The sequence below is a fragment of the Agrobacterium sp. 719_389 genome (assembly GCF_900188475.1).
In the GTDB taxonomy this organism is placed as follows: Bacteria; Pseudomonadota; Alphaproteobacteria; order Rhizobiales; family Rhizobiaceae; genus Agrobacterium; species Agrobacterium radiobacter.
The window spans coordinates 62730-89728 of record NZ_FYEM01000005.1; the positions used below are offsets into that span (position 1 = coordinate 62730).

The following is a 26999-nucleotide window of genomic DNA, read 5'->3' on the forward strand; positions in this document are numbered from 1 at the left end:
GCGGTATTTCCGACAGCTTCACGCAAGCCAAACGCTTTACCTTCTCCCTGAAGATGACCACGAGGGTTTTTGAATGAGTATTTTCGGCACTATGCGAACCGGTGTGTCCGGCATGAATGCGCAGGCGAACAAGCTGGGGACCGTGGGCGACAACATCGCCAACGCAAGCACCACCGGCTACAAGCGTGCATCCACGTCGTTCTCCTCGCTCGTTCTGCCCTCCTCATCGGGCAGCTACGCGTCGGGCGGCGTACAGTCCAATGTTCGCTACAGCATTTCGGAGCAGGGAAACCTGTCCTACACCACCTCGAGCACCGACCTTGCGGTTCAGGGCAACGGCTTCTTCGTGGTTCAGGATGGATCGGGCACGCCTTATCTCACACGTGCGGGCTCCTTCCAGAAGAATTCCGAAGGCTTCCTGGAGAATGCTGCCGGCTTCAAGCTGATGGGCTATCCCTACGGAGCTAATCCGCCGGCTGCCGTCGTCAACGGCTTTACCGGCCTCGAAGCCATAAACATCAACGACTTCGGTTTGACGGCTTCGCCTTCCACGCAGGGCAGTTTCCCGGCAAACCTCAATCGTGACGAGGCAATCGTTGCTGCGGGATCGCGTCCGAGCGATAACGTTGCGACCTCGACGGTTGGCGCCAAGACTTCGCTGACAGCTTTTGATAGCGGCGGCGCCAAGGTTCTCTACGACTTCTATTACACGCGGATCGACAATGACGCTTCCGGCAACCCTCAGTGGGAAGTCAGCGTATATCGTCAGGACCAGTCAACGGATGGCGGCTTCCCCTATACGGCAACCGCGCCGGCGACGCTTGTCAAGGAAACTGTCACGCTGACCTTCGACCCCGCTACCAATAAGCTCACCAGCGGATCCGATAAATCGATAACGATCAACGACAGCAACAGCGGTGTGGCGCAGGCGATCGATATCGACATGTCGCAGATGACGCAGTTTTCCTCGAAATTCACGCCCGGTACTGCCGTTCTAAACGGTAACGGTCCGAGCCAGATCAAGGATGTCGAAATCGGCAAGGATGGTCTGGTGACGGCGGTCTATCAGGATGGCGGTCGCCGCAACATCTACCAGCTCGCGTTGGCCACCGTGCCGAGCGTCGACAATCTGAGCCCGCAGAACGGCAACGTCTATCTGCCGAGCAACGAGTCGGGTGTCGTCACCATCGGCTTCCCGCAGTCGGGCAGCTTCGGTTACATCCAGAAGGGTGCGCTGGAAGGGTCGAACGTCGATATCGCCAGCGAACTCACCGACATGATTGAATCCCAGCGTATCTACACAGCGAATTCGAAAGTCTTCCAGACTGGATCGGATTTGATGGACGTCCTGATCAATCTGAAGAGATAATACTTCTCACGAGGACAGATGAATGTCGCTCACGTCAGCAATGAATACTGCGCAGTCGATTTTCAATAATACAGGTAAGCAGACGGACGTTACCTCGAAAAACATTGCCAATGTCGGCAATGCGAACTACGTCAAGCGAACCGCCATTCTCGGCACGACCATGGCTGGAGCGAGTATCGTCTCCAACGGTCGTGCCCAGAATGAAAGTCTTCTCAGGCAGACAATCTCCAGCTCTTCTCTTGCTTCCGGCCAGAGCACCGTGCTCAACGGCCTTCAGGAAATGAAGAGCGTTTTCGGCGGCAACGATTATGAGAGTTCGCCGGCCACCTATATGAAGGAACTGCTGAAAAGCCTGGACGCTTACGCGGCCAAGCCGAGCGATGCCGCTCTGGCTGCGACGGCCGTCACCTCGGCCACGGATGTCGCCAGTTCCCTCAACAAGGCTTCGAGCGAATTGCAGGCGATGCGTCTGCGCGCCGACAAGGAAATCTCCCTCCAGGTCGACAAGCTGAACGGGCTGCTCGCGAAGTTCGAGGAAGCCAATAACGAGGTCAAGGCGCAGACGGCGATCGGCGGCGATCCAAGCGACGCTCTCGATCAACGCGAAGCGCTTCTGAAGGACATCTCCTCCATCATCGGCATCAATGTCGTCAATCGCCCCAATAACGATGTGGCGCTTTATACGACTGACGGCGCGACGCTGTTCGAGATCGTGCCGCGCAGGGTGACCTTCAAGACGCAGCCGGGCTACGATGCGACGACCACGGGCAACGCCATCTATGTCGATGGCGTAGCGCTGAAGGCGGGCAGCGGCAGCAACACAACGGCGGAAGGGTCGCTTCAGGGCCTGATGCAGGTGCGTGATGATCTGGCGCCGACGATGCAGAGCCAGCTCGACGAAATCGCGCGCGGCCTCATCACCATGTTTGCGGAAAAGCCCGCGGACCCGACCAGCGGTCTGCCAGACATGCCTGGCCTCTTTACCTACGGTTCGCCGTTGGCGACGACAATTCCGCCGGACGGAACTGTCTCTCCGGGGCTCGCGGCCAGCATTACCGTCAACCCGGCGTTAATTATTTCCAAAGGTGGCAATCCGGAATTGTTGCGTGACGGCGGTATCAACGGTACCGATTACGTGATCAATACCGCAACATCAGGTGGAACCGGTTTCTCCACCCTGATCCGCAGCTATGTCACTGCTTTTGACGCGCCCATGAATTTTGCCGCGTCGACACGTATCGATACGAATACCAGCATCCTGAAATACGGCACCAACTCGATGGGGTGGCTCGAACAGGAACGTTCCGGCGCGACTTCGGCAAACGAAGCGAAAAGCGCGCTTTATGAGCGCTCCGCCACTTCCTATTCGAACAGCACGGCGGTCAGCCTGGACGAGGAACTGTCGCTGCTCATGGATATCGAGCAATCTTACAAGGCCGCGACCAAACTGGTGACGACCGTTGATGAAATGCTCAAGTCCCTGATGGACATGGTGAGGTAAACGATGAAAACGTCATTCATTTCATCGCTGGCGATGCAGAACAGCATGCGCAGCACCATTCTTAAGGCTCAGCTTGAGATGACCAATCTCAATACCGAGCTGACGACGGGCAAGCATGCGGATCTCGGCGTGACGCTGGGCGCCAACACCGCCCGCAGCCTCGATCTCAATCGCGATATCGACCGCATCACCTCGCTGGTCAGCGTCAATTCGATTGCAACGCAACGCCTCAAGTCCTCGCAGACGGCGCTGGACGGCATGGCGAAGGCCGCGCAGGAGATTCAGAAAGTTCTGGTCCCCAATACCAGCAGTGAAGCACCGACGCTGTCGACGGTTGCCCAGACCATCTCGAATGCGTTCAACAACTTCACCAGCTTCGCCAATACAGCGGTCAATGGCGAGTATCTGTTTTCCGGCATCAATACGGATGTGAAGCCTGTCGATGACTATTTCGCGGATGGATCTCCGCTGAAGGAAGCCTATGAGACGGAGTTGAACGCGTTCATGGCGGCGCAGACGCCGCCGGTGGGTGATTTTGCCAGCCTGTCGAAACCGCAGGTCGAAGCCTTCATGACCCATATCGAAGGCGTGTTCAACGGCACGACCACGGTCACGAACCCGCCGCATAGCAGCCTGACGGCCGGCCAGAACTATGATTTCTGGACGACCTTCGGTTCGAAGGCGAGCGACACAAACATGACGAGCCGCATCAGCCAGAACGAGGTTGTCGAAACGTCGAGCAATAGCAATTCGCAGGGCATGCGTTATTTCGCCTTGACCGCGATGACGTCCATGACCTTCCTCGACGCGAAGGTGGACAGCGGCATCCGCGAAATGGTGGCGATGAAGTCGGTGACCAATATCGGCACCGCCATCAACGGTCTGAACCAGCAGCAAAGCCAGCTCGGTCTTTCCGAAAGCCGTGTCTCGAAAGCCAATGATTCGCTGGAGGCCCAGAAGAAGATCATCGAAACGCATCTGCTGGATATTGAGGGGATCGATACCTACGAGGCGAAGACCCGTCTCGATCTGCTGCAGCAGCAGATTGAAATCGCATACAGCCTCACGTCGCGTCTGCAAAAAATGAGTCTGGTAAACTACCTCTGATGAACAGAGGTGGCGGCAGATAAAGGATACATGAATGTACCAGTTTTCCTACGCCGAAATCATGGAGGATGGTGTCGCCAACGCGAAGGATCGCGAGCGGCAGGCGTTGACAAAATCGATCGACCTTCTGGTGGAGGCAAGGGATTCCTCTTCGCAGCGCCACACGATCGAAGCACTTTTTTACACTCGACGGGTCTGGATCCGCTTCATTGAGGATCTCAAGCAGCCCGACAACCAGCTGGCCATGGAACTCAGAGCCAATCTGATCTCCATCGCGATCTGGATTTTGAAAGAGTGCGAACTGATCCGGAAACGTCAGTCGACGAATTTCCAGGGCATAATTGACGTGACAACCATCATCAGGGATGGACTGAAATGAAAAGTACACTTCGAATTTCGCTGAAATCGGGCGAAAAGATTTTCATCAACGGCGCGGTTCTGCGTGTGGATCGCAAGGTGGCGCTCGAATTCCTGAACGATGTCACGTTCCTGCTTGAAAACCACGTTCTGCAGCCCGACCAGGCGACGACGCCGCTCAGGCAGCTCTATTTCATCGCGCAGATGATCCTCATCAACCCGGAAGGACGCGATCAGTCGACCAACATGTTCCGCAAGTCGGTCAGCATGCTGCTGAATTGCTTCCAGCATGACGAGGTTCTGGCGGAACTCAAGCGGATCGACGGGCTGGTTGCGTCGGGCAAGGCTTTCGAGGCGCTCAAAGCCATTCGTGGTCTTTATCCGATCGAGGAAAAAATCCTCAGCAATCAGGAAATGACCCCCGCAACCATTGAACAGATTCGCAAGGAGATAGCACCATGGCGGTAGATGCAGTCAGTTCGGCAGCGTCAAATCCCTGGGCCAATGCCGGTGCGAACAGCACTGATGGCAACGCGGCATCGCTCAACTACGACAGCTTCCTGAAGCTCCTCATCGCCCAGATGAAGAACCAGGATCCGACCAGCCCGATGGATGCCGGCCAGCAGATGTCGCAGCTGGCAAGCTTCTCGCAGGTCGAGCAGACGATCAAGACCAACAGCCACTTGAAGAGCATGCTGCAGGCCGAAGCGCTGACGCGCGCTTCTGATCTGGTCGGCAAGACGGTCAAGAGCGCCGACGACAAGGTCACCGGCGTGGTGAAGGAAGTCGAAGTCTATTCGGACGGCGTTGTCGCCATCACGGAAGCTGGTGACAAAGTGCTGCTGCAGGCTGGTGTGACCTTCTCGAACGGCCCGATCGCGACTACACCTGATGGCGATAGCGATTCGGATAAGTCAGCCGGTTCGTGATATAAAAGGGGCGGTATGATGCCGCCCTTCTGAATAAAGGATGCGACGATGAACGAGGCCGATGCGCTTGATATCATGCAGGCGGCAGTCTGGACGGTTCTCGTCGCGGCCGGACCGGCGGTTCTCGCCGCCATGATCGTCGGTGTCGTCATTGCCTTCATCCAGGCCCTGACCCAGGTTCAGGAAATGACGCTGACCTTCGTTCCCAAGATCGTCACGATCATGCTCGTGCTCGGCGTCGCCGCTCCCTTCGTGGGCGCGCAGATATCGCTCTTTTCCAATCTCGTCTTCTCCCGCATTCAATCCGGCTTCTGACGCCCGTCCGCTATGGATGCCACCTTCGCGCAAGCTTCGGCGGCTAGGGATAGGCTGAAGCATCGGGCCGAATTGCGTTCGCTTTTCGAAAACCGGTGCCGCGGAACCGTGCGGCGGCTTTTCCGTCGCCCTTCTCATGAAGAGACAGGACGATTTTATGGCGCAACCACCAGTCATCTCCTTGCCCAAGGTAAGTCCGAGCATGCGAGACATCGGTTTCGCATTGGGCATTGTGGCGATCCTTTGCGTTCTCTTCCTGCCCATTCCGGTCATTCTGGTGGATATTGGTCTGGCGTTTTCGATTGCGCTTTCGGTGCTTATCCTCATGGTGGCGCTCTGGATTCAGCGGCCGCTCGATTTCTCGTCTTTCCCGACCGTGCTGCTGATCGCGACCATGATCCGCCTGTCGCTGAACATTGCGACGACGCGTGTCATCCTGTCCCACGGCAATGAGGGACCGACGGCGGCGGGCGGTGTGATTGCGGGCTTCTCCAGCCTCGTCATGTCCGGCGACTTCGTCATCGGTCTGATCGTCTTTCTGATCCTGATCACCGTCAACTTCATCGTCATCACCAAGGGCGCGACGCGTATCGCCGAAGTCGGCGCCCGCTTCACGCTCGATGCTATCCCCGGCAAGCAGATGTCGATCGACGCCGATCTGTCCGCCGGCATCATTGACGAAAAGGAAGCCCAGCGCCGCCGCCGCGAACTGGAAGAGGAAAGCTCCTTCTTCGGCTCCATGGACGGCGCCTCGAAATTCGTGCGCGGCGACGCGATCGCCGGTCTCATCATCACCGCCATCAACGTCTTCGGCGGAATCATCATCGGTTATTTCCGCCACGGCATGCCGATCGGCGAAGCGGCTGATGTTTTCGTCAAGCTTTCGGTCGGTGACGGTATCGTCTCGCAGATCCCGGCCCTGATCGTATCGCTGGCCGCCGGCCTTCTGGTGTCGCGCGGCGGCACCGCCGGTTCGACCGATCAGGCGGTCGTCAATCAGCTGAGCGGTTATCCGCGCGCGCTGATGGTCTCGGCCATGCTGATGGGACTGCTCGCCGTCATTCCGGGCCTTCCCTTCCTGCCCTTCATCTTCCTCGGCGGCATCATGGCCTTCGGCAGCTGGTATATTCCACGCCAGGCGGAAGCCGAAAGCGCGCTGCGGCGTCAGGAAGAGGAGAACAAGGTTCTCCAGACCACCGAGGCGGAAAAGGATTCGGTCAAGCAGGTGCTGAAGACGGCAGAGATCGAACTGGCGCTCGGCAAGCAGGTTTCCACCCGTCTTCTCGGCGCGCATCAGGAACTGGCTTTCCGCGTCGGCAAGATGCGCAAGAAATTCGCGAGCCAATATGGTTTCGTGGTGCCCGAGATCAAGGTCGCCGACGACATCATGATCCCGGAAAAGGCCTATCAGATCCGCGTCCACGGCACGACCATCGCCTCCAGCAGCCTGCGTGTCGGTGATGTTCTTGTCGTGACGGGTGCAGGGCGCAAGCCGAGCATTCCGGGCGACGAAATCCGTGAACCCGCCTTCGGCATGCCCGCCGTCTCCATTCTCGAAACCTTCACCGAGGATTTGAAGCGCGAAGGTTTCCACCCGATCGACAACGTCTCCGTGGTGCTGACGCATCTTAGCGAAGTCATCCGCAACAACCTGCCGCAGCTCCTGTCCTATAAGGACGTCAAGATCCTCATCGACAGGCTTGATCCCGAATACAAGAAGCTCGCCGACGAGATCTGCTCGTCGCACATGTCCTATTCCGGCCTGCAGGCGGTGCTGAAACTGCTGCTCGCCGAGCGCGTGTCGATCCGCAACCTGCACCTCATTCTCGAAGCGGTCGCCGAACTCGCGCCGCATGTGCGCAAGACGGAACAGATCGTTGAGCATGTGCGGGTGCGCATGTCGCAGCAGCTCTGCGGCGATCTGGCCGACAATGGCGTGTTGCGCGTCCTGCGCCTCGGCAACAAGTGGGACATGGTTTTCCATCAGGCGCTCAAGCGCGACCAGAAGGGCGAAATCGTCGAATTCGACATCGATCCCCGCCATCTCGAGGAGTTTTCCGAGCAGGCATCGAAAGTTATCCGTGAATTCATGGATCGCGGCCTGCCCTTTGTCCTTGTAACCTCGCCGGAAACGCGGTCCTATGTGCGCATGATTATCGAGCGACTCTTTGCGACCCTGCCGGTTCTTTCGCATGTGGAACTGGCCAAGGGTCTCGAGATCAAGATTCTGGGCGCCATTTCATGATAACCGACCCGCAGGGGACAATCATTGCATTGTTCCTTGCCATTTGCCGTATCGGCGCATGCTTCATGACCATGCCGGGCTTTTCAAGCTCGCGCATCTCGCCGCAGATTCGCATGCTTCTGTGCGTCGCGGTGTCCATGGCGCTTCTGCCCGTGCTGTGGGACACGATCTATCCGAAAGTCTCCGGCGCAAGCCAGGGCACGGTCGTCGGCCTCATCTTTACCGAGGTTGTCATCGGTTCGATGTATGGCCTGATCGCGCGGTTCTACACGCTGGGTTTTCAGTTTACCGGCGCGCTCATCGGCGCTTCCATTGGCCTTAGTGCGCCGGGCGGCGCCGATGTCATCGAAGACGTGCAGGAAAACCAGATATCCAACTTCATCACCTTTGGCGGCCTGCTGGTGCTTTTCATATTCGATTTCCATCACATCGTCCTCAAGGCGCTGGTGGATTCCTATACCGCCACACCGGTCGGCGCGCTCATCAGCGGCCAGAAGATGCTGATTACGCTGACCGATACGCTCCGGGCCTCCTTCTCGATCATGCTGCGGCTCGCCAGCCCCTTCGTAATTTACGGCTTGATGTTCAACGTCGCGGTTGGCCTCATCAACAAGCTCGCACCGCAGATTCCGGTTTTCTTCATATCGACGCCCTTCATTCTCGCGGGCGGCATTTTCATGCTTTACCTGTCGGTCGCGGCCCTCATCCGCCAATTCGTGGATGGTTTCGGCCCGGTCTTCATCGGCTTTTGATCGGGAGAAAACGCCATGGCTTCGGACAAGCGCTCGGCCAAACTCAAACGTCTGGTAACGGTTCAGCGGCACATGGAGAAAATGGCCGAGGTGGAACTGGCGGACACCACTCGCACCCGCACTGAAGTGGCGCAATCCATGGAGAACGTGCTGGAGGCGATGAGTTCCATGGAGCCTGTGCATCAGACATTCTCCAAGCATTATTCGGACCGCTACGGCCGTCTCGTCGTCCAGGACCGCCAGCTTGAAGGCGTTCAGCAATTTCAGGAAAACAAGGTCCTGAGGGAAAAGACCAAGGCCGACAGGCTTGAGGACCGGATGCACATCGCCCGCGATCTTGAGGATCGCGAGGCCGACGATAATGCAATCTATGATTTGTTAGAAATTACGAATGTTTCCCACACACCAGCCTCCAGCAAGGTTGGCGATCCATAATCTGTCCCATTGTTGCATCGCGGGCGTTTTGAGGACGCCTCCGGCGATGTTTCTTGATTGAGCGGATGTGCCGGCTTTCTGTGCCGCCCATTCGTCAGCTCGGGAGATCTGGACGTGGCGATATCGGTGATAAGTGATCTGGTGATGGATGTGGTTCGCGCTGCGGATCCCCAGGAGGTTCAGGTCGCACAGGAAAAACTCAAGGCGAACAAGGCGGCTTTTGCCGCAACCAGCCTTGCCGATGCCGGCAAGGGTTTTGGCGCTGCGGTCGATATGCTGGATGGAGCTTCCTCGAAGGCTGGCCTCGGGGACACTAATATTCGCGCGGCCCGCACCGAAATCCCGGAAACCTACCGCAAATATGAAGCCTCGGTACTCCAGACCTTCGTGGCCAACATGCTGCCGAAAGACAGCGAGGAAGTTTACGGCAAGGGCAATGCCGGCGAGATCTGGAAAAGCATGATGGCCGAACAGTTTGCTGACACGATCTCCAGAAATGGCGGCGTCGGCATTGCGGAGCAGGCTTACAAGGATGCGTTGCGGAAAGCCGAAAGCAAAGGCATTACCGACGTATCGATGAATGAAAAAGACCATAATGCTGCAATTCGGATGGTGGCGGAGTTCGAGCGGCAGGTCCTCGGTGTTTCCAATGAGAAAACAGACGAGGCTTGATAATGAAAAACCTTAACGAGGAGACAAGCATGGACCTTATGTCGAACGACCACCGTATCCAATCCGTTCTCGGCCGCCTTGAGATGATCATCGACAATGAGAACGACAATATCGGTAAGGACCCACAGTTCGACTTCAAGGTCTCCAATGCCCACAAGAGCCGTTGCCTTTATGAGCTGACGATGCTGTTCCGCGATACGCCGCGCGAGGAAATCGCCGCCGGTTACATGGAACAGGTCAAGGGCATCAAGTCCAAGCTCGCCACCAATGCCAGCCGTGTCGAGGCGCATCTGAACGCGGTTCGCGCCGTTGCGGACTTGCTCAAGAACGCGATCCAGGAAGCCGATACGGACGGCACCTATTCGCAGGAACAGTTCATGTACGGCGCTGCCTCCTGATGTTGAAGCTTCTTCTCACCGGCGTCTGGGTTTGCGCCGTCACGCTCGGCGCGGTGTATTTCTCCGTCCAGTTGGCGACGGCGCCCGCGCCGGATGAGGCGGGGGCGAAAAAGGCCAGTCTGCAACTGGTCAAGGGTGAAAGCATCACGATCCCCGTCATCAATGACGGCGGGGTGAACGGCTATTTCCTCAGCCGTATTTCCTTGCGCGTCGACAAGACCAAGATGGCGAAGATCGAGCTGCCGGCAACACAGCTGATGACCGATGAATTGTTCACGCTGCTCGCGGGTTCTTCCATGGTCAATATCGCCAACATCTCCACCTTCGATCCCGAAGCCTTCAAGCAGCGCATCCGCGAGGGGCTGAACAAGAGGCTCGATGACGAGGTGGTCGAGGATGTGCTGATCGAACAGCTGGATTATCTGTCGAAAGCCGACATCCGTGAGCAGAACGGCAACGGCACGCCGCGCTCGGTCAAGCTCGTCGAAGGCGAGAAGGCCGAAGCCGGAAAAGAAGCGGCTGCGGCGCCAAGCCACTGACGGCCAAGGGGCGAGGGGGCTTTGGCCGGCTGCAGGATGCGGAGCACCTTTCTGGTTAATTGTCTCTTGCCGCATCCCCGGGCATTCGAGAGATTGCTTTCAAGCTAAATTCAACCTGCACCTGTATAAACAGACCCATGAACCACCATCCCGCAGACCATGCGTCGGATCGGTGGCGACGGGTTTGGTATTGGGGGTTGGCAATGAGTTTCGCGTCAGGTTTCGCGCGGCCGGGATCGCAACGGAATATCCACGGACTGCGCGTCTGTGATCTCGATTGGAATGGGGCGCTGGAATTGCTCAGTAGCAGGGCTTCAGCCTGTGAAGGGCACACGATGCTGTCCTTTCTTACTCTGGAGAAAGCGAAGCTGTCGCTCAAGGACAATGCCTACCGACAGATTCTGGAAAGCTGCCTGCTTCTGCCGCAGGGCAAGGCAATGAGGGCCGCCGCGCGCAACGGGAATGGCGAGCCTGTGCGTGCCGCCATCGACGGCGTCGCCTTCACCATGGCGCTTCTGACCTATATGGCGGTGCCGAAACGGATCGGTGTGGCTGGAGATGATGCGGCGCAGATCGGTGAGGTTCTCGCCAAGTTGCGGGCGCATGCGCCCTGGCACGATTTCGTCATGCTGAACCGGGATGCATCGGCCGTTAAGGTGGATGTTCTGCTGGCGGGAATGCTGAAGGAAAACCAGGAGACATGGCTGCACCGCACGGTCAGTCGCGAGAATGCGCGGGTCACCATCGCGGTTGGGCCCCTGTTCAAGGTTCTGTCATCCGAAGTGGCCGGTATGCCGGAAATTTTCCGCAAGCTTCACATGAGCTGGCTCTACAGCCTTTGCGCCGAACCCTGGCACATTGCGCTCGGCAAGAGCTGAGACAACGTCTGCAATCACAGCGTTAACCATTTGTTTGCCACGATCCTTTAACCTCTCGTAAGGTTTTGACAGTCGCCCGTGGCGGGCGGCGCCGAGCGCGGCAGACGGCTTCAGATGGTTGATGACAATCCGGACATGATGGCGATCCGCCCTGACGAGGATGATGTCGCCGCGCCAGTATCGCAATGGCGCAGACATTGGCTGCGGCTCCTGACGTCCGGATGCATCGCCGCTGCCACCGTTGCGGGGGCCGCCCTTCCGCTTCTGCTCATCGATTCCGGCTTTCGCGGTTATGTTTCGCAGGCCCGGATCGAGGTTACCCAGACCGCCTATGATGCCCCCGATACGGCCCGTTTTCTGGCGATGGCGCGCCGAACCCTGCTGTCACCCTCCGGGCTCGACCGTATAACCGCCGATCTCAAACTGAAACCCGCAGATATAGTCGGCGTTCGCAATCAGGGCGAGCTTGGCCTGCTTTTCGACCTTCTGACCGGCGCGGATTCGCGTCCGCTGTCCGCGCGTGAGGCGCTGAACGGCGCGGTGGGCCAGGCGATCCGGCTGGAACTGACACCGGATGAAAATACGCTGATCGTGACCGGTAAGGCCGCGACGCCGGAAACCGCCATGCGGCTGACCGATTATCTTTCGATGCGTGTGATCGCGGATGGCAAGGCCGGCACGATGACACCAGCCATGCGCGAGACGGAGAGGGCGCGGACAAGGCTCGATGAGGCGGAAGCCGCGCTGAACGGTTTCCAGATGCGTCACGGTGATGCCGTAATGTCCGAGGTGCAGCAACTCGAGCAGCAGCTGCGCGACGTAAACGACAGGCTTGCCGGAATTACCCCGCAGCAACAATCCATTCAGGCTGATTTGACGGCGGCTTCGGGCCTGAAACCGAATGATGTCTTTGTGAAGCCTCTGCCGGCCGGCGTGGCTTTTTCGGCGCTTGAGGACGTCAGGCAGAAGCATGCGAGCGCCAGCATGGCGCTTGCTGCCGTTTCGGTCGATTATGGCCCGAAACATCCCCGCAGCATCGCCGCCCAGAATGCAGTGGACGCGGCACAGGCACTTGCCGCCCCCGCATTGCGGCAGTTACTCGACGGTCTGCGGGCGGATGAAAAGCGCATCGCTCAGGAGGCCGCGACCGCCAATGGCGAGCACAGGAAATACCTCGACCGCCTGAGCGAGCTCGGTGTCGCCCCCGGCGAGTTCTCGAGATTGCAGGGTGAACTGGAAACAGCGCGAAATACCTATCTGGAGGCAAGCGAACGCCGTGACCTGTCCGCATCCGCCACGCCTGCGGTCGAAACACGTTTGACCAAGAAGGCGGCACCGGGAGAATTGACCCGCGACCTGACGCAGGCCGCCATGCTGGCGGGCGGCGGCGGATTAATCGGCTTGCTAAGCAGTCTCTATCTCCTGAGCTACCGCCGCCATGACGAGGAAGAAGAGGGCGCATGGCTCATCGAAGACGGTGCGCAACTTCCATCCTCCGTCGAGCCGCCGGTCCAGTCTCTGCAGGTTTCTGAATTCGAACCGATCGAGCCTGCTGTGTTTGACGATCTGCCGGATCTTGCCGCAGAGGGCAACATCGAGCCGGAGGAAGACAGCTTCGCAGATTATTATGGCGAGGCCGTCAATGATGACGACGATATGCCGCTGGACGAACGCGTGCGTCAGGTCCTGATGGGCAACCGCACGGTCGGCACTGCTGATCCGGCCTCCTCCGGGCTTCCTCCGCTCCTGGCGGAAGCTCTTGCCGGGCGCTTCGACCATGCTCAGGCCGAAGCCGAGGAGCTGATGGAATTGCGACGCGAATTGGCGTTCCTGAGAGAGCGTCTTACCGATTACGCCGATCACCGCGAAGACTACCGCAAAACAGCCTGAAAACGCCGCATTTTAGCTTGCATTCCTGCGAAGGGGGCACCATACGGAGCCTACGTAACCCAGCAGGAGCAGGACGCATGGCAGTTGTGATTGACGGGAAGGCGAAGGCGGCTTCGGTAACGGAGGCGGTCCGCAAATCGGCAGAAGCGCTTGAGGCGGAAAAGGGCGTAAAGCCCGGTCTCGCGGTTGTCATCGTCGGAAATGATCCGGCCAGCCATGCTTACGTGAACTCCAAAAGCAAGATGGCCAAGCAATGCGGTTTCAATTCCATCCAGCACACGCTGCCGGAGGAAACCACGCAAGCTGACCTTCTGAAGCTGGTCGGCGAACTGAACGCCGATGCCTCCATTCACGGCATTCTGGTGCAGCTGCCGCTGCCGAAACACTTCAATTCCGATGAGATCATCCAGTCGATCCTGCCCGAAAAGGATGTCGATGGCCTGAGCGTGCTGAACGCCGGCAAGCTCGCGACCGGCGATCTCGCCACCGGGCTCATCTCCTGCACGCCCGCCGGCGCCATGCTTCTGGTGCGCGGCATTCACGGCGATGATCTCTCCGGCCTCAACGCCGTGGTCATTGGCCGCTCCAACCTGTTCGGCAAGCCCATGGGCCAGCTTCTGTTGAATGCCAACGCCACGGTGACGATGGCGCATTCGCGCACCAAGGATCTGGCCGCCGTCTGCAAGACGGCCGATATTCTCGTCGCGGCGGTCGGCCGCGCGGCGATGGTGAAGGGCGACTGGGTGAAATCAGGCGCGACCGTCATCGATGTCGGCATCAACCGCATTCCCGCGCCGGAAAAGGGTGAAGGCAAGTCGAAGCTGGTGGGCGATGTCGCCTATGATGAAGCAAGCGCGGTTGCCGCCGCTATCACGCCGGTTCCGGGCGGTGTCGGCCCGATGACAATCGCCATGCTGATGGCGAACACCGTCATCGCCGCCCATCGCGCAGTGGGTCTGGCGGCGCCGAAGTTCTAAGCGGTTTAAAATGGCCGGCTACGCTTTCGGAGCCGGCCCCGTCGACGCGCGCACCACAAGTTCCGCCTTCCAGAGTTCCTGATATGGTTCCGTCTGGTTGAGCTTGATCCGGTTGATCAGGCGCTGGCCCACACGCACGCCCGCAGCCCTCAATGACGAGCGGGTGGTGGTGAGCGGGACGGAGAAATTATCGGGTTTCAGCAGCGGCAGCACATCGTCATGGGCGATCAGCGAAATATCCTTGCCGGGTTTTAAGCCTCGCTGATTGAGCGAGCGGATCGCGCCGAGCGCAAGCGCGGTACTGGCGCAGAGGATGGCGGTCGGTTTTTCCGGGCGTGAGAGCAGCGCTTCCATGCCGAGATAACCTTCCTCGTCGGTCATGCTGCCGTGTCTTACATTGTCCGCATGTAATGCCAGGCCGTTTGCCGCCATCGCCTTTTCCACTCCGAGACAGCGGCGGAAAGTGAAATCATAACCCGCGGGGCCGTTCAGCAGCCCGATGCGGGTATGGCCGAGCTGGAGGAGAAGCTGGGTGGCATCGCGGAAGGCGCCCTCATTGTCCACGTCGAGATAGGGATAGTCCTCCTCCACGCCGATGGAGCGGCCATGCACGAGGAAGGGCAGGGAGAGCGACTGCATCATGGCGATGCGTGGATCGTTGTTCTTCATATAGGCGAGATAGATGCCGTCGACGCTGCCGCTGGCCGCCAGCCCACGCAGGGCTTCGCGCTCCTTTTCCGGCTCGGTTGGCATGATGACGAGATGAAAGCCGCTACGTGATGCTTCCTCACCGAGGCCGCTCAGGAATTCGCCGAAATGCACATCCGAACGGTGATGCTCGCCAATCGGCATCACAAGTCCGATGGAGCCGACCTTGCCCGTCGCCAGCCGTTGCGCTGCCGCATTCGGGCGATATCCGGTTTTTTCGGCAGCCTCCATGACACGGCGGCGGGTTTCGGCGCTGACTTCCGGATAGCCGTTGAGCGCCCTGCTGATCGTCGTCTGCGAAATGCCCAGCAGTTGCGACAACTGTTTCAGGTTCATGTCTGTCATTCCTCCATGCGCGCGCCCGAGAATACGGCAAAGCCGCTCCTCAATTCCCAAAGCGCTTTAGATTTTTACCAGCCTCCACCGTATTTCTCAATCGAAAAGGATAGCCGCCTTCCTAATTAAATATGACTATTCATGAGGCGCTGCAACGTTTCCGAATAAAGAGCCTCTTGACTCTGTGTTAATGACAATGAGATGAATAGGCAGCCAAAGCGCTTTGATTGGAGAGGACGCTTTGAGCCTTTTATGTGATGGGAGGTAAATCACATGCGGAAGACTCTTTTGGCGACGGCTGCTGTCATGGCATTGCTGTCCGGTGCGGCCTTTGCCGCCGACCTGAAATTTGCACCCGGCGGGGACGCCAAGTTCAACTGGAAAAGCTACGAAGACTTCAAGGCGGCCCATGCCGACCTGAAGGGCCAGACGCTGACGATTTTCGGCCCCTGGCGTGGTGAGGATGAGGCTCTGTTTCAGTCGGTGCTCGCCTATTTCGCTGACGCGACCGGCGTGAATGTCCGTTATTCCTCGTCGGAAAACTACGAGCAGCAGATCGTCATCGACACGCAGGCGGGTTCGCCGCCCAATATCGCCATCCTGCCGCAGCCCGGCCTTCTGGCTGATCTCGCCGCCAAGGGCTTCCTCGTGCCGCTCGGCGATGCGACCGCCAGCTGGGTCAAGGAAAATTACGGCGCGGGCCAGTCCTGGGTCGATCTCGGCAGCTACAAGGGCAAGGACGGCAACAAGGCCTATTTCGCATTTCCCTTCAAGGCGGATGTGAAGTCGCTCGTCTGGTATGTGCCTGAGAACTTCGAGGAAGCGGGCTATAAGGTGCCCGAGAGCATGGAAGACCTGCTCAAGCTGACGGACCAGATCGTTGCCGATGGCGGCACGCCCTGGTGCATCGGCCTCGGTTCCGGCGGCGCCACCGGCTGGCCGGCGACCGACTGGGTGGAAGACCTGATGCTGCGTACGCAGCCGCTCGACGTCTACCAGAAATGGACGACCAACGAGGTGAAGTTCACCGATCCGGCCGTGGTCGAGGCCATCAACGAATTCGGCAAATTCGCCAAGAACGAAAAATATGTGAGCGGCGGCGTCGCGGCCGTGGCCTCCACCGACTTCCGCGACAGCCCCAAGGGCCTCTTCGACATTCCGCCGAAGTGCTACCTGCACCATCAGGCGTCGTTCATTCCGTCCTTCTTCCCTGAGGGCACCAAGGTCGGAACGGATGCGGATTTCTTCTACATGCCGACCTATGCGTCCAAGCCTGAACTCGGCAAGCCGGTTCTCGGCGCGGGCACGCTCGTCACCATCACCAAGGAAGCGCCGGCTGCCAAGGCATTCGTAGAATTCCTGCAGACCCCGATCGCGCATGAGGTCTGGATGGCGCAGTCCAGCTTCCTGACGCCGTATAAGGGCGTGAATGTCGACACCTATGCCAATGAGCAGATGAAGCGCCAGGGCGAAATCCTGACGACCGCGACAAGCTTCGGTTTCGATGGTTCCGACCTGATGCCCGGCAAGATCGGCGCTGGCGCATTCTGGACCGGCATGATCGATTTCGTCGGCGGCAAGTCTGCCGATCAGGTCGCTGCCGATATTCAGAAGGCTTGGGACGGCCTGAAGTAACAATCGGCCGAGCAGATTCCGGAAAACTGTTCTGCGGTTTCCCGATCTGAATCTGCGGTAAAAAGTCCCGGCGGCTCGCTGCCGGGCCTTACCAACGGAACGGCCCCGACGACCGCATAAATCAGCGCGGCGCGGAGAGGATCAAGGGAGGGAACATGGCTCAACAACTCGTGTCTGCCATCGGCGTCATGGTAGCAGGTGTTTTTGCCTGCGCTGCCTATTACTGGCTGTCCGACAAGGCGCTGCAGGCAATCTTTCCCGTCCGCTCGGGAGACGTCATTCACGCCTCCCGCAACCTCAACCGCCGCGCCGCCGTCCGGCCTTGGCTGTTCATCGGCCCGGCGCTGATCCTTCTTCTCGTTTATCTGGTCTATCCCGTCATCGCGACGCTGATCCTGTCCTTTTATGACCGCACAGGCAGTGAATTTGTCGGTCTCGCCAATTATCGCTGGGCGTTTTTTGATGCCGGTTTCCGCCAGTCGATCTTCAACAACATCCTCTGGCTGGCCGTGGTGCCTGCCGCCTGCACCTTCTTCGGCCTCGTCATCGCCGTCATGACCGACCGCATCTGGTGGGGCAATATCGCTAAATCCATCGTTTTCATGCCGATGGCTATCTCTTTCGTCGGCGCCTCCGTCATCTGGAAGTTCATCTATGAATATCGCGCCGAAGGTCAGGTGCAGATCGGCCTTTTGAACGCCATCGTAGAGTTTTTCGGCGGCAATCCGCAGGTGTGGATTTCCATGCCGTTCTGGAACAATTTCTTCCTGATGGTCATCCTCATCTGGATCCAGACCGGTTTCGCCATGGTCATCCTCTCGGCGGCGCTGCGGGGCATCCCCGAGGAGACCATCGAGGCGGCGGTCATCGATGGCGCCAGTGGCTGGCAGATCTTCTGGAAGATCATGGTTCCGCAGATCTGGGGCACCATCGCCGTTGTCTGGACCACGATCACCATTCTCGTGCTCAAGGTTTTCGACATCGTGCTGACCATGACCAACGGCCAGTGGAACACCATGGTTCTCGCCAATCTCATGTTCGACTGGATGTTCCGCGGCGGCGGCGACAGCGGCCGAAGTGCTGTTATCGCACTCATCATCATGGCGGCCGTCACCCCGATCATGGTCTGGAACATCCGCCAGGCCAACCGCGAGATGGAGGGCCGCTGAGATGAACATCTTCAAACGTCTTCGCCGCGTCGGCCTGCCGCGCCTCATCGTCCACGCCAGCGTCCTCGTCGTCGTGCTTCTCTGGCTCCTGCCCACGCTCGGCATTCTCGTCAGCTCGCTGCGCGACAAGGACCAGATCACCGTGTCAGGCTGGTGGACGGCCTTTTCCAGTTCCGAACAGACGGCGGCCGTGCGTCTTGCCGATGCTTCCGTGCAGAAGCAGGACGGCAGCCGCTACGTCATATCAGGCAATGTTTTCGAAAGCGGTGCCGGCGGAAGGGTCTCCGCCTTCGGCGTGCGTGTGCAGGAACCGAGAGCCTTCAAAGCGGGCGAGGCGGCCGATATCGGCGATGGCGAGACGCTTCTCGTCAATGCTGATGGCACCTATGAATACAGCAAGGCTTCGAGCTTCGAGGGTTCCCGTGGCAAGCGCGTCTATATTTCCGTTGGAACGCCGCCGGTCTTCACGCTCGATAATTATCGAACGGTCCTGACCTCGGAAGGCATCGGTCAGTCCTTCGTCAACTCGCTGACGGTGGCCGTGCCCGCGACAGTTATTCCCATTCTCATCGCCGCCTTTGCCGCCTATGCCCTGTCATGGATGAGCTTCTCTGGCCGCAATCTCCTGATTGCCATGGTGGTGGGCCTGATCGTCGTGCCGCTGCAGATGTCGCTGATACCGTTGCTGCGGCTCTATAATGAAATCGGCACCATCTTCGGCGTGCCGTCCAAGACCTATGCCGGCATCTGGCTGGCGCACACCGCCTTCGGCCTGCCGCTCGCCATCTACCTGCTGCGCAACTACATTTCCGGCCTGCCGAAAGAGATCATCGAAAGTGCGCGTGTCGATGGGGCGAGCGACTTCGAAATCTTCGTCAAGATCATCCTGCCGCTCTCCTTTCCGGCACTTGCCTCCTTCGCCATCTTCCAGTTCCTGTGGACCTGGAACGACCTGCTCGTCGCCATGGTCTTCCTCGGCACGCAGAAGGATGAGCTGGTGCTGACCGGCGCCTTGAACGCGCTGCTCGGTTCGCGCGGCGGCAACTGGGAAATCCTCACCGCCTCGGCCTTCGTTACCATCGTTGTGCCGCTTGGCGTCTTCTTCGCCCTTCAACGTTATCTCGTGCGTGGCCTGCTCGCCGGCTCCGTCAAGGGAGGCTGATAATTCCATGAACGCCCATACCAGACAGGATGAGACTATGACCGCTCCGGTGACTTCCGCTTTGACGCCCAACAAGGATTGGTGGCGCGGCGCCGTGATCTACCAGATTTATCCGCGCTCCTATCAGGACTCCAATGGCGACGGCATCGGCGATCTCAAGGGCATCACCGACCGGCTGGCGCATATTGCCGGTCTCGGTGCAGACGCTATCTGGATTTCGCCCTTCTTCACCTCGCCGATGAAGGATTTCGGTTACGACGTCTCGAATTATGTCGATGTCGATCCGATGTTCGGCACGCTTGCCGATTTCGACGGGCTGATCGCTGAGGCCCACCGTCTCGGCATCCGTGTGATGATCGACCTCGTCATGTCGCACACCTCGGACCAGCATCCATGGTTCGTGGAAAGCCGCGCCAGCCGCAATAACCCCAAATCAGATTGGTATGTCTGGTCGGACAGCAAGCCGGACGGCACGCCGCCCAACAACTGGCTGTCGATCTTCGGTGGCTCGGGCTGGCAGTGGGACCCGACCCGCATGCAATATTACATGCACAACTTCCTGACATCGCAGCCGGACCTCAACCTGCATAATCCGGAAGTTCAGGAAGAGCTGCTGAACATTACCCGCTTCTGGCTGAAGCGTGGCGTCGATGGTTTCCGCCTCGACACCATCAACTTCTATTTCCACGACCTTGAGCTGCGCGACAACCCGGCGCTGGCGCCGGAGCGCCGCAACGCGTCCACGGCGCCTGCGGTCAATCCGTATAACTTCCAGGAACATCTCTACGACAAGAACCGCCCGGAAAACCTCGCCTTCCTGAAGCGTTTCCGCGCCGTGCTGGACGAATTCCCTGATATCGCCGCCGTCGGCGAAGTGGGCGACAGCCAGCGCGGTCTCGAAATCGTCGGTGAATATACCTCCGGCGACGACAAGATGCAGATGTGCTACGCCTTCGAGTTCCTGGCGCCTGACGCGCTCACCCCGCAGCGTGTTGCCGATGTGCAGGCGGATTTTGCCAAGGCCGCACCGGAAGGCTGGGCCTGCTGGGCTTTCTCCAACCATGATGTCGTGCGCCATGTCAGCCGCTGGGGCGAACATGTCGAGGACAAGGACGCTTTCGCCAAGGTGCTTTCGGCACTCCTCATGACGCAGCGCGGTTCCGTCTGCATCTATGAGGGCGAGGAGCTGGGCCTCACCGAAGCCGATATCGCTTTCGAGGATTTGCAGGACCCCTACGGCATCCAGTTCTGGCCGGAATTCAAGGGCCGCGACGGTTGCCGCACACCGATGGTGTGGGACGCCGGCCATGCGCAGGCCGGTTTCTCGACCTCGGACAAGACCTGGTTGCCCATTCCCGCTGAACACAAGCAGCGCGCCGTCAGCGCCCAGCAGGGCAACGAAGGATCAGTGCTGGAGCATTACCGCCGGTTCCTGTCCTTCCGCAAAAAGCATCCCGCTTTTGCCAAGGGCGGCATCGAATTCCAGCCGGTTGAGGGGGATGTGCTGAGCTATACCCGCACGCTCGGCAACGAAACCGTTCTGTGCCTCTTCAATCTGTCCGCAACGCCGGCAAAGGCGACGCTGCCGGAAGGGAACTGGGAGGTTCTCGACGGCCATGGCTTTACTAGCGGCCTTGAAGGCAGAAGCGTAGAACTTCCGGCATGGGGCGCTTTCTTCGCCCGTTACGCCTGATAAGACAGGGAGGAACAACCCATGACAAGTCTCGTTCTCAAGGATATCCGCAAATCATACGGGCAGGTGAAGGTTCTGCACGGCATCGATCTGGAGATCGAACAGGGCGAATTCATCGTTTTCGTCGGGCCGTCCGGCTGCGGGAAATCGACGTTGCTGCGCATGATTGCGGGTCTGGAGGAAATCACCGGCGGTGAGATGTTTATCGACGGCCAGCTGGTCAATGAAATCCCGCCCTCGCGTCGGGGCATTGCCATGGTGTTCCAGTCCTATGCGCTTTATCCGCATATGACTGTTTACGACAACATGGCCTTCGGCATGAAGATCGCCAAGGAAAACAAGCAGGAGATCGACCGCCGCGTCCGCGCCGCTGCCGAAATCCTGCAGCTGACGCAATATCTGGAGCGTTTGCCCAAGGCTCTTTCGGGCGGTCAGCGCCAGCGCGTCGCCATCGGCCGCGCGATCTGCCGCAATCCCAAGGTCTTCCTGTTCGATGAACCTTTGTCGAACCTCGATGCCGCGTTGCGTGTCGCAACCCGCATCGAGATCGCCAAGCTCAACGAGCAGATGGCCGATACAACGATGATCTACGTCACCCACGACCAGGTGGAGGCGATGACGCTGGCTGACCGTATCGTCGTTTTGAATGCGGGTCGTGTGGAGCAGGTCGGCGCGCCGCTCGAACTTTACGAAAACCCGGCCAATCTCTTTGTGGCGCGCTTCATCGGTTCGCCCGCCATGAACATCATTGCTGGGAAGATTGTCGGGACCGGAGAGCGGACGTCGATCGAGTTGGTCGGCGGCAAGACGCTTGCCGTCAATGTTCCGACCCCTGCATCCGAACGGGGCAAGGCCGCAAGCTTCGGTGTCCGGCCGGAAGATTTGAGCATCGTCACCGGCGATGATTATCTTTTCGAAGGAAAAGTGTCGATCGTCGAGGCTCTGGGCGAGGTGACGCTTCTGTATCTCGAAGCGCCGAAGGGCCAGGAACCCATCATCGTCAAGGCACCGGGCATTGTCTCGGTCGCCAAGGGGCAAACCCTGCGTTTCGCCGCCCCGCAGGAAAAGCTTCACCTCTTTAATGCCGAGGGCAAGACCTACCGCGTCTGATTGCAGTCGACCCCAAAAACACCCCGGAACGTCCTCGTTCCGGGGTTTTTCCTGAGCTTTTTACGGCTGTGGAAAAATGTCGGAAATGTCCCGCTTCCGGTCTGTTTAAGCCTGCGCTGATATGAATTGTTAAAGACTATGGCCTAGTCTCGATCCATTGACTGAGCATGGGAGCTGGGTGTGCAGAGCGGTACGGGTGTCATCAGGAACCATTACCTGAGCAAGGAAGAATCCTTCATGTATGACCGCGAAAACCGGTTCCGCATGGAAGATACCATGAACGCAGCACGCATCGAATATACCGAAAAGGCCGTGATGCACATGGCGGCGCGCCGTTGCGATGTCATCCGCATCTCACAGACAGAAGCGGTGCTGGCGCTGCTGACGAAATATAACCTGCCGAACCAGTTCTATCTCGATATTCCCGACGCCCGCATCACCAAGATCGGCTGCGTGATGTTGCGCGTCAACGCCAACAACACCATCCACGTCCGCTTCCTGCGGATGTTGACGCAGAAGGAACTGGACCGCATCTTCGTGTTCAGCACGCATCCGGCGCATAGAGACCGGAAGCTCGATATCCGGTCTTTCTGAAGGCAATGTGACGAAGTGGGCTTAAGAGAGCCCACCCAGAACCGTCTGCTTCAACTTCAACTCTGGCACTTCCGTGAAGGCAAGATCGCTGCGGCCGAAATATTTTTGCTGATTGATGGCTGACCAGTCGTTGCAGACGAGTTTGTAGCGCTGTTTCGTTTCGGGCTTTTCCGGCATGGCGTAAAGATAATCGCCGGTGCGCGCGGCGAGCGGAATGTCGCCGTCCTGGTTGCAGCGCTTGAGGATTTGGGCAAGCGCCGCGCCATCCACCTCCGTCACCATCAGCGTGCCGTCGAAACGCACCGAGGCATTAAAATCATAGCGGCGAATATCGCCATCAGGCAGGCCCGCGCCCAGCGAGGTATGGGCAATGAAGCCGACATCCGCGCCGGTTTTTGCGGCGATGAGCTGCGCCACATGGCGGCCCGCCTCATCGACGTTCATCGCCTTCGCGCTTTTGCCGACGATGGCCCGCTCTTCCGCCGTCAGGTGCTTTTCGAGCGTCTGCTCGATCAGGGGTTTGAGGGCCGGGGACGCAGGCGCATTGAGGTCGATCGCGACCGTTTCCATGGCAGTAGCCTTGCCGGGGGCCGCCATGGTCGCAATCGTCATGGAGGTGCACCAGGAGCCGGTGTGAATATATCGGGTCGCGCCCTGCTCATGCACGAAGTTCAGGTGGTCATGGCCTCCGATCATCAACGTGCCATCCGGCAGCAGGGGCAGGATATCGCGGTCCGCAACGACACCGGCATGGCTCATCACGATGTTGATCGCATCCGCCTTGACGATGCCGGGAAGATTGGCCTTCGCCCATTCGACCGGCTGCGGAATGTCGAGCGTCTCGCGCGTCGCCTTTGGATAGGTGTTGATCGCGTTGGTGGCGAGACCCGTAACGACGACCCTCTGTCCGCCGACATTCACTTCGGCGCTACCAGGAGCAAAAGGCTTTTCGCTGCGCTTGTCGACGATGTTGGACAGCACTGTGATGCCGAGCGCCTGGGCGCGACTGACGAAATTGGCAAGATCATTGTCGATATCGGGCTCATGATTGCCGATATTGACGACGGTGGGGGCAAGCTTTGCGAGCGCCGCCAGGAACGTCCATTCGATTTCGCCGGCAGACCGTGTGGCCACCGCATTGCCGAGTTCGAACAGGTCGCCATTCAGCAAGATGATGTGGGGTGCCTTGTCGGCGGCGATGCGCGTTTCTATGGCTGCGAGCAGCTGGCCGATGCGCTCATAGGCCGAATGCAGGTCCGAGATGACGATTGCACGCAGTACCACGTCCTGCGCCATAGCCGGCGTAGCCGCCGCCATCAGCGGCAGCATGGCCGTGCCCGCCATAAGCTTCAGCACGTCGCGGCGTTTGCTTGAGAAAATCGTCATGTCAGGCCCCATCATCCGAAACTGCGCCGTCGTCCCACGGCTGGCTGGAGAAGGCCCTATAGGGCGATCATCACAGCCGCATGACAAGTCTGACGTTTAAGATGTGGGAAATAAAGCGGTTTCTGGCGGCATCCCGGCGACACCGCAAAGCAGGGTTGAAAGGCGAAAGCCGCATCCGGCCTTCGCCTCCACAAAATCAATGGAAGAGCACGCTGGCGCCCTGATCGGCCGGGCCGGCATTGCGGCGGAAGGGGGCGAAAAGTTCGCGGCCCATGCCCCATTCGTTGCCGGAGAGGTCGGCGCGCGCCGGTTCGCGTTTTGCCAGCTCGGCGGCGGAAACCAGCACCTCGAGCGAGCCGGAAATGGCGTCGAGACGGATGATGTCGCCGTCGCGGATGAGCGAGATCGGCCCGCAATCGGAAGCCTCTGGCGTAACGTGGATGGCGGCAGGCACCTTTCCGGAGGCGCCGGACATGCGCCCATCGGTCACCAGCGCCACCTTGAAGCCGCGATCCTGCAGCACGCCAAGCGGCGGCGTCAGGCGGTGCAGTTCCGGCATGCCATTGGCCTTCGGGCCCTGGAAGCGGACGACCGCAATGAAGTCGCGGTTAAGCTTGCCATCCTTGAAGGCGTCCTGAAGTTCCTGCTGGTCATGGAAGACGATCGCCGGCGCCTCGATGATGTGGCGCTCCGGTTTGACGGCGGAAATCTTGATGACCGATTTGCCGAGATTGCCGGTTAGCATCTTCAGGCCGCCCGTCGGCTGGAACGGTGTTTCGACGCTGGAGAGAACCTTCGGGTCGTGGCTCTGTTCGGGGGAGGGCTGGCGGGTGACGGCGCCCTTCTCGTCAAGCATGGCATCCACGGTGTAAGCCTCGAGCCCCTGTCCGAAGACGGTGCGCACATCGTCATGCACGAAGCCCTGTTTCAGCAGCTGCTTGATGAGGAAACCCATGCCGCCGGCGGCGTGGAAATGGTTTACATCGGCCAGCCCGTTGGGGTAAACGCGGGCGAGAAGCGGCACGATGTCCGAGAGATCGGAAATATCCTGCCAGGTAAGGATGATGCCGGCGGCGCGCGCCATGGCGATCAGATGCATGGTGTGGTTGGTGGAACCGCCCGTCGCATGCAGGCCGACGACGCCGTTGACGACAGACCTTTCATCGATCATCTCGCCGGCCGGGGTAAATTCATTGCCCTGCGCGGTAATCGCCAGCGCGCGCTTTGTGGCCTCACGCGTCAGCGCATCGCGCAGCGGCGTGCCGGGATTGATGAAGGAAGAGCCGGGCATATGGAAACCCATGATCTCCATCAGCATCTGGTTGGAATTGGCGGTGCCGTAGAAAGTGCAGGTGCCGGGACCGTGATAGGATTTGGATTCCGCTTCCAGCAGCTCGGCGCGGCCGACCTTGCCTTCGGCATAAAGCTGGCGAATGCGCGACTTCTCGTCATTCGGCAGGCCTGATGTCATCGGGCCGGCAGGAACGAAGACGGCGGGCAGGTGGCCGAAGGCGAGTGCGGCAATGACGAGGCCGGGCACGATCTTGTCGCAGACGCCGAGATAGACGGCGGCGTCGAACATGTTGTGCGACAGGCCGATGCCGGCCGCCATGGCGATGGCGTCGCGGGAAAACAGCGAAAGCTCCATGCCGGGCTGGCCCTGGGTTACGCCGTCGCACATGGCGGGAACCGCGCCCGCCACCTGCGCTATGCCGCCCGCCTCCTTGGCCGCATCGCGGATGATCGCCGGGAAGGCCTCATAGGGCTGATGCGCCGAGAGCATGTCGTTATAGGCGGTGATGATGCCGAGATTGGGAACCCGGTCGCCGGCAAGGATGTCCTTGTCGGCGGGGGAACAGACGGCAAATCCATGCGCGAGATTGCCGCAGGACAGAACGGAACGGTGAACGCCTTTTGAAACCTGCAGCCGCAGCCGCTCGAGATAGGTCTCGCGGTAGGGCTTGGAACGTTCGACGATGCGGGCGGTGATGGCCTGAATGCGGGAATCGGCGGACATGGGCGTTCATCCTGTTCGTTGGTCGACAACCGGCGTTCCGGGAGGTGAGCGGCCGGTTGTCGTGTTTCAGTCTTCATGTCTTCGGGCGCTTGTCGCGGGGCCGCGGAAGCGGCGACCGCGTTGGCTTATGGCGCCCAGTATATATCCACGGGCGTCTCGGCCCGGTTCAGCACGGCACGGATCGGCATTTCATCCTCATCCTCGCCAGACTGCGCCTTCTCCAGCGTCGCCTTCTTCGCCGCACCTTCGATATGCAGCACGAGGAAATCGGCATCGTGCAGGCTGGAGAAGTTGAAGGTCAACCGCTCCTCTCCCGCATTCTCCGCCGCCATGGTCAGGACGCCGCGCGGTTCATCAAGGTCCAGCGCTTCGTAGAGATTGTCTCCACCGGGGAAGAACGATGCCGTGTGGCCATCCGTTCCCATGCCAAGAATGACGACATCGAACGGGTCACAGATCGCCTCGGTCTTGACGGTCGCAAGCGTCGCCGCATCCTCCGGCGAGGCCGCGGGCTGGAACAGCGGCACGAAATAGGCCGACTTCGCCTTGTCCTGCAAAAGGTTCTCCGCAACGAGGCGGTGGTTCGAACGGTCGCTTTCCGGCGGCACGAAACGCTCATCCACCAGCGTCACGCTGATATTGGGCCAGTCGAGATCGTGTTTGGAAAGCGCCTGAAAGAACAGCTTGGGCGTCGAACCGCCGGATACGGCGATGCTTGCCGCACCGCGATCCTTCGTTGCCGCATCAAGGCGTTTGGCAACCTCCGCCGCAAGAGCGGTTGCCAGTTCGGCGGCGGTGTCGAAGACGTGGATCGTTTCGCTCATC

Annotated in this window: 26 protein-coding genes; 22 read left to right on the plus strand and 4 right to left on the minus strand. The window is 59.3% G+C overall.

The features are described 5' to 3' along the window. The first annotated feature begins 73 nt into the window (after positions 1-73). The 16 genes from CFB10_RS10980 to CFB10_RS11060 all read left to right on the plus strand — a co-directional run bounded on the left by CFB10_RS10980 (position 74) and on the right by CFB10_RS11060 (position 14364). The gene (locus CFB10_RS10980; RefSeq protein ID WP_020010437.1) at positions 74-1369 is read left to right on the plus strand and encodes a flagellar hook protein FlgE; all 1296 of its coding nucleotides are present in this window, start codon (positions 74-76) and stop codon (positions 1367-1369) included. Between the two features lie 22 nt (positions 1370-1391). After that, the gene (flgK, locus tag CFB10_RS10985; protein ID WP_026363657.1) at positions 1392-2870 is read left to right on the plus strand and encodes a flagellar hook-associated protein FlgK; all 1479 of its coding nucleotides are present in this window, start codon (positions 1392-1394) and stop codon (positions 2868-2870) included. Positions 2871-2873: 3 nt separating this feature from the next. Beyond that, positions 2874-3977, plus strand: coding sequence for a flagellar hook-associated family protein (locus CFB10_RS10990; protein ID WP_020010439.1), 1104 nt, complete (start codon positions 2874-2876; stop codon positions 3975-3977). 34 nt (positions 3978-4011) lie between these two features. Continuing rightward, positions 4012-4356: a flagellar biosynthesis regulator FlaF gene (gene flaF, locus CFB10_RS10995; RefSeq protein WP_004432537.1), complete on the plus strand. Its 345-nt coding sequence runs from the start codon at positions 4012-4014 to the stop codon at positions 4354-4356. Further along, complete coding sequence (flbT, locus tag CFB10_RS11000; protein ID WP_020010440.1) at positions 4353-4802, plus strand: flagellar biosynthesis repressor FlbT; 450 nt, start codon at positions 4353-4355, stop codon at positions 4800-4802. The genes flaF and flbT overlap by 4 nt, the downstream gene beginning before the upstream one ends. Further along, positions 4793-5263 (plus strand): flagellar hook assembly protein FlgD, encoded by a 471-nt coding sequence (flgD, locus tag CFB10_RS11005; RefSeq protein WP_020010441.1) that lies wholly within the window; start codon positions 4793-4795, stop codon positions 5261-5263. Before flbT ends, flgD begins: the two co-directional genes overlap by 10 nt. Before the next feature lie 48 nt (positions 5264-5311). Next, positions 5312-5578, plus strand: coding sequence for a flagellar biosynthesis protein FliQ (gene fliQ / locus CFB10_RS11010; protein WP_003503352.1), 267 nt, complete (start codon positions 5312-5314; stop codon positions 5576-5578). 157 nt (positions 5579-5735) lie between these two features. Continuing rightward, a complete protein-coding gene (flhA, locus tag CFB10_RS11015) occupies positions 5736-7823 on the plus strand; it encodes a flagellar biosynthesis protein FlhA (RefSeq protein ID WP_026363658.1) in 2088 nt (695 codons plus the stop codon). Continuing rightward, the gene (gene fliR / locus CFB10_RS11020; RefSeq protein WP_020010443.1) at positions 7820-8575 is read left to right on the plus strand and encodes a flagellar biosynthetic protein FliR; all 756 of its coding nucleotides are present in this window, start codon (positions 7820-7822) and stop codon (positions 8573-8575) included. The genes flhA and fliR overlap by 4 nt, the downstream gene beginning before the upstream one ends. A gap of 15 nt (positions 8576-8590) precedes the next feature. Next, positions 8591-9010: a hypothetical protein gene (locus CFB10_RS11025; protein WP_020010444.1), complete on the plus strand. Its 420-nt coding sequence runs from the start codon at positions 8591-8593 to the stop codon at positions 9008-9010. Positions 9011-9124: 114 nt separating this feature from the next. Continuing rightward, complete coding sequence (locus CFB10_RS11030; RefSeq protein WP_003503348.1) at positions 9125-9682, plus strand: rod-binding protein; 558 nt, start codon at positions 9125-9127, stop codon at positions 9680-9682. Positions 9683-9711: 29 nt separating this feature from the next. After that, positions 9712-10080 carry a hypothetical protein gene (locus CFB10_RS11035; RefSeq protein ID WP_026363659.1) on the plus strand — a complete coding sequence of 123 codons (369 nt, stop codon included), beginning with the start codon at positions 9712-9714 and terminating at the stop codon, positions 10078-10080. Continuing rightward, a complete protein-coding gene (locus tag CFB10_RS11040) occupies positions 10080-10619 on the plus strand; it encodes a flagellar basal body-associated FliL family protein (protein WP_020010447.1) in 540 nt (179 codons plus the stop codon). Before CFB10_RS11035 ends, CFB10_RS11040 begins: the two co-directional genes overlap by 1 nt. Before the next feature lie 203 nt (positions 10620-10822). After that, positions 10823-11497, plus strand: coding sequence for a WecB/TagA/CpsF family glycosyltransferase (locus tag CFB10_RS11045; RefSeq protein ID WP_026363660.1), 675 nt, complete (start codon positions 10823-10825; stop codon positions 11495-11497). Between the two features lie 114 nt (positions 11498-11611). Beyond that, positions 11612-13387: a hypothetical protein gene (locus CFB10_RS11055; RefSeq protein WP_026363661.1), complete on the plus strand. Its 1776-nt coding sequence runs from the start codon at positions 11612-11614 to the stop codon at positions 13385-13387. Positions 13388-13464: 77 nt separating this feature from the next. Continuing rightward, positions 13465-14364, plus strand: a complete 900-nt coding sequence (locus tag CFB10_RS11060) for a bifunctional methylenetetrahydrofolate dehydrogenase/methenyltetrahydrofolate cyclohydrolase (protein WP_026363662.1) — start codon at positions 13465-13467, stop codon at positions 14362-14364. Positions 14365-14382: 18 nt separating this feature from the next. On the opposite strand, the gene CFB10_RS11065 is transcribed toward CFB10_RS11060, so the two are convergent. Continuing rightward, positions 14383-15408 carry a LacI family DNA-binding transcriptional regulator gene (locus CFB10_RS11065; protein WP_026363663.1) on the minus strand — a complete coding sequence of 342 codons (1026 nt, stop codon included), beginning with the start codon at positions 15406-15408 and terminating at the stop codon, positions 14383-14385. Positions 15409-15681: 273 nt separating this feature from the next. Here CFB10_RS11065 and CFB10_RS11070 point away from each other — a divergent pair, with 273 nt between their 5' ends. The 6 genes from CFB10_RS11070 (at position 15682) to CFB10_RS11095 (ending at position 22771) form a co-directional block, all read left to right on the plus strand. Continuing rightward, positions 15682-17043 (plus strand): ABC transporter substrate-binding protein, encoded by a 1362-nt coding sequence (locus tag CFB10_RS11070; RefSeq protein ID WP_020010452.1) that lies wholly within the window; start codon positions 15682-15684, stop codon positions 17041-17043. Positions 17044-17198: 155 nt separating this feature from the next. Further along, positions 17199-18212 carry a carbohydrate ABC transporter permease gene (locus tag CFB10_RS11075; protein WP_026363664.1) on the plus strand — a complete coding sequence of 338 codons (1014 nt, stop codon included), beginning with the start codon at positions 17199-17201 and terminating at the stop codon, positions 18210-18212. 1 nt (position 18213) lies between these two features. Continuing rightward, positions 18214-19374, plus strand: coding sequence for a carbohydrate ABC transporter permease (locus CFB10_RS11080; protein ID WP_020010454.1), 1161 nt, complete (start codon positions 18214-18216; stop codon positions 19372-19374). Between the two features lie 37 nt (positions 19375-19411). After that, a complete protein-coding gene (locus tag CFB10_RS11085) occupies positions 19412-21067 on the plus strand; it encodes an alpha-glucosidase family protein (RefSeq protein ID WP_020010455.1) in 1656 nt (551 codons plus the stop codon). Positions 21068-21088: 21 nt separating this feature from the next. Further along, positions 21089-22177: an ABC transporter ATP-binding protein gene (locus CFB10_RS11090; RefSeq protein ID WP_020010456.1), complete on the plus strand. Its 1089-nt coding sequence runs from the start codon at positions 21089-21091 to the stop codon at positions 22175-22177. Positions 22178-22414: 237 nt separating this feature from the next. Next, positions 22415-22771, plus strand: a complete 357-nt coding sequence (locus CFB10_RS11095; protein WP_034501163.1) for a hypothetical protein — start codon at positions 22415-22417, stop codon at positions 22769-22771. Positions 22772-22792: 21 nt separating this feature from the next. Here CFB10_RS11095 and CFB10_RS11100 read toward each other — a convergent pair whose 3' ends face one another. From CFB10_RS11100 to pgl, 3 genes are all read right to left on the minus strand, one after another. Continuing rightward, positions 22793-24157: a metallophosphoesterase gene (locus tag CFB10_RS11100; RefSeq protein WP_020010457.1), complete on the minus strand. Its 1365-nt coding sequence runs from the start codon at positions 24155-24157 to the stop codon at positions 22793-22795. A gap of 196 nt (positions 24158-24353) precedes the next feature. Next, positions 24354-26174 carry a phosphogluconate dehydratase gene (edd, locus tag CFB10_RS11105; protein WP_020010458.1) on the minus strand — a complete coding sequence of 607 codons (1821 nt, stop codon included), beginning with the start codon at positions 26172-26174 and terminating at the stop codon, positions 24354-24356. A 125-nt stretch (positions 26175-26299) separates the two neighbouring features. Then, entirely contained in the window at positions 26300-26998 is a 699-nt protein-coding gene (gene pgl / locus CFB10_RS11110; protein ID WP_026363665.1) for a 6-phosphogluconolactonase, read from the minus strand. Position 26999 lies beyond the last annotated feature (1 nt).

What these genes read in the sequence shown, in the direction of transcription:
- CFB10_RS10980 (WP_020010437.1), top strand. Translation starts at nt 74, where the DNA reads ATGAGTATTTTCGGCACTATGCGAACCGGTGTGTCCGGCATGAATGCG.
- flgK (WP_026363657.1), top strand. Translation starts at nt 1,392, where the DNA reads ATGTCGCTCACGTCAGCAATGAATACTGCGCAGTCGATTTTCAATAAT.
- CFB10_RS10990 (WP_020010439.1), top strand. Translation starts at nt 2,874, where the DNA reads ATGAAAACGTCATTCATTTCATCGCTGGCGATGCAGAACAGCATGCGC.
- flaF (WP_004432537.1), top strand. Translation starts at nt 4,012, where the DNA reads ATGTACCAGTTTTCCTACGCCGAAATCATGGAGGATGGTGTCGCCAAC.
- flbT (WP_020010440.1), top strand. Translation starts at nt 4,353, where the DNA reads ATGAAAAGTACACTTCGAATTTCGCTGAAATCGGGCGAAAAGATTTTC.
- flgD (WP_020010441.1), top strand. Translation starts at nt 4,793, where the DNA reads ATGGCGGTAGATGCAGTCAGTTCGGCAGCGTCAAATCCCTGGGCCAAT.
- fliQ (WP_003503352.1), top strand. Translation starts at nt 5,312, where the DNA reads ATGAACGAGGCCGATGCGCTTGATATCATGCAGGCGGCAGTCTGGACG.
- flhA (WP_026363658.1), top strand. Translation starts at nt 5,736, where the DNA reads ATGGCGCAACCACCAGTCATCTCCTTGCCCAAGGTAAGTCCGAGCATG.
- fliR (WP_020010443.1), top strand. Translation starts at nt 7,820, where the DNA reads ATGATAACCGACCCGCAGGGGACAATCATTGCATTGTTCCTTGCCATT.
- CFB10_RS11025 (WP_020010444.1), top strand. Translation starts at nt 8,591, where the DNA reads ATGGCTTCGGACAAGCGCTCGGCCAAACTCAAACGTCTGGTAACGGTT.
- CFB10_RS11035 (WP_026363659.1), top strand. Translation starts at nt 9,712, where the DNA reads ATGGACCTTATGTCGAACGACCACCGTATCCAATCCGTTCTCGGCCGC.
- CFB10_RS11040 (WP_020010447.1), top strand. Translation starts at nt 10,080, where the DNA reads ATGTTGAAGCTTCTTCTCACCGGCGTCTGGGTTTGCGCCGTCACGCTC.
- CFB10_RS11045 (WP_026363660.1), top strand. Translation starts at nt 10,823, where the DNA reads ATGAGTTTCGCGTCAGGTTTCGCGCGGCCGGGATCGCAACGGAATATC.
- CFB10_RS11055 (WP_026363661.1), top strand. Translation starts at nt 11,612, where the DNA reads ATGGTTGATGACAATCCGGACATGATGGCGATCCGCCCTGACGAGGAT.
- CFB10_RS11060 (WP_026363662.1), top strand. Translation starts at nt 13,465, where the DNA reads ATGGCAGTTGTGATTGACGGGAAGGCGAAGGCGGCTTCGGTAACGGAG.
- CFB10_RS11065 (WP_026363663.1), bottom strand. Translation starts at nt 15,408, where the DNA reads ATGAACCTGAAACAGTTGTCGCAACTGCTGGGCATTTCGCAGACGACG.
- CFB10_RS11070 (WP_020010452.1), top strand. Translation starts at nt 15,682, where the DNA reads ATGCGGAAGACTCTTTTGGCGACGGCTGCTGTCATGGCATTGCTGTCC.
- CFB10_RS11075 (WP_026363664.1), top strand. Translation starts at nt 17,199, where the DNA reads ATGGCTCAACAACTCGTGTCTGCCATCGGCGTCATGGTAGCAGGTGTT.
- CFB10_RS11080 (WP_020010454.1), top strand. Translation starts at nt 18,214, where the DNA reads ATGAACATCTTCAAACGTCTTCGCCGCGTCGGCCTGCCGCGCCTCATC.
- CFB10_RS11085 (WP_020010455.1), top strand. Translation starts at nt 19,412, where the DNA reads ATGACCGCTCCGGTGACTTCCGCTTTGACGCCCAACAAGGATTGGTGG.
- CFB10_RS11090 (WP_020010456.1), top strand. Translation starts at nt 21,089, where the DNA reads ATGACAAGTCTCGTTCTCAAGGATATCCGCAAATCATACGGGCAGGTG.
- CFB10_RS11095 (WP_034501163.1), top strand. Translation starts at nt 22,415, where the DNA reads ATGTATGACCGCGAAAACCGGTTCCGCATGGAAGATACCATGAACGCA.
- CFB10_RS11100 (WP_020010457.1), bottom strand. Translation starts at nt 24,157, where the DNA reads ATGACGATTTTCTCAAGCAAACGCCGCGACGTGCTGAAGCTTATGGCG.
- edd (WP_020010458.1), bottom strand. Translation starts at nt 26,174, where the DNA reads ATGTCCGCCGATTCCCGCATTCAGGCCATCACCGCCCGCATCGTCGAA.
- pgl (WP_026363665.1), bottom strand. Translation starts at nt 26,998, where the DNA reads ATGAGCGAAACGATCCACGTCTTCGACACCGCCGCCGAACTGGCAACC.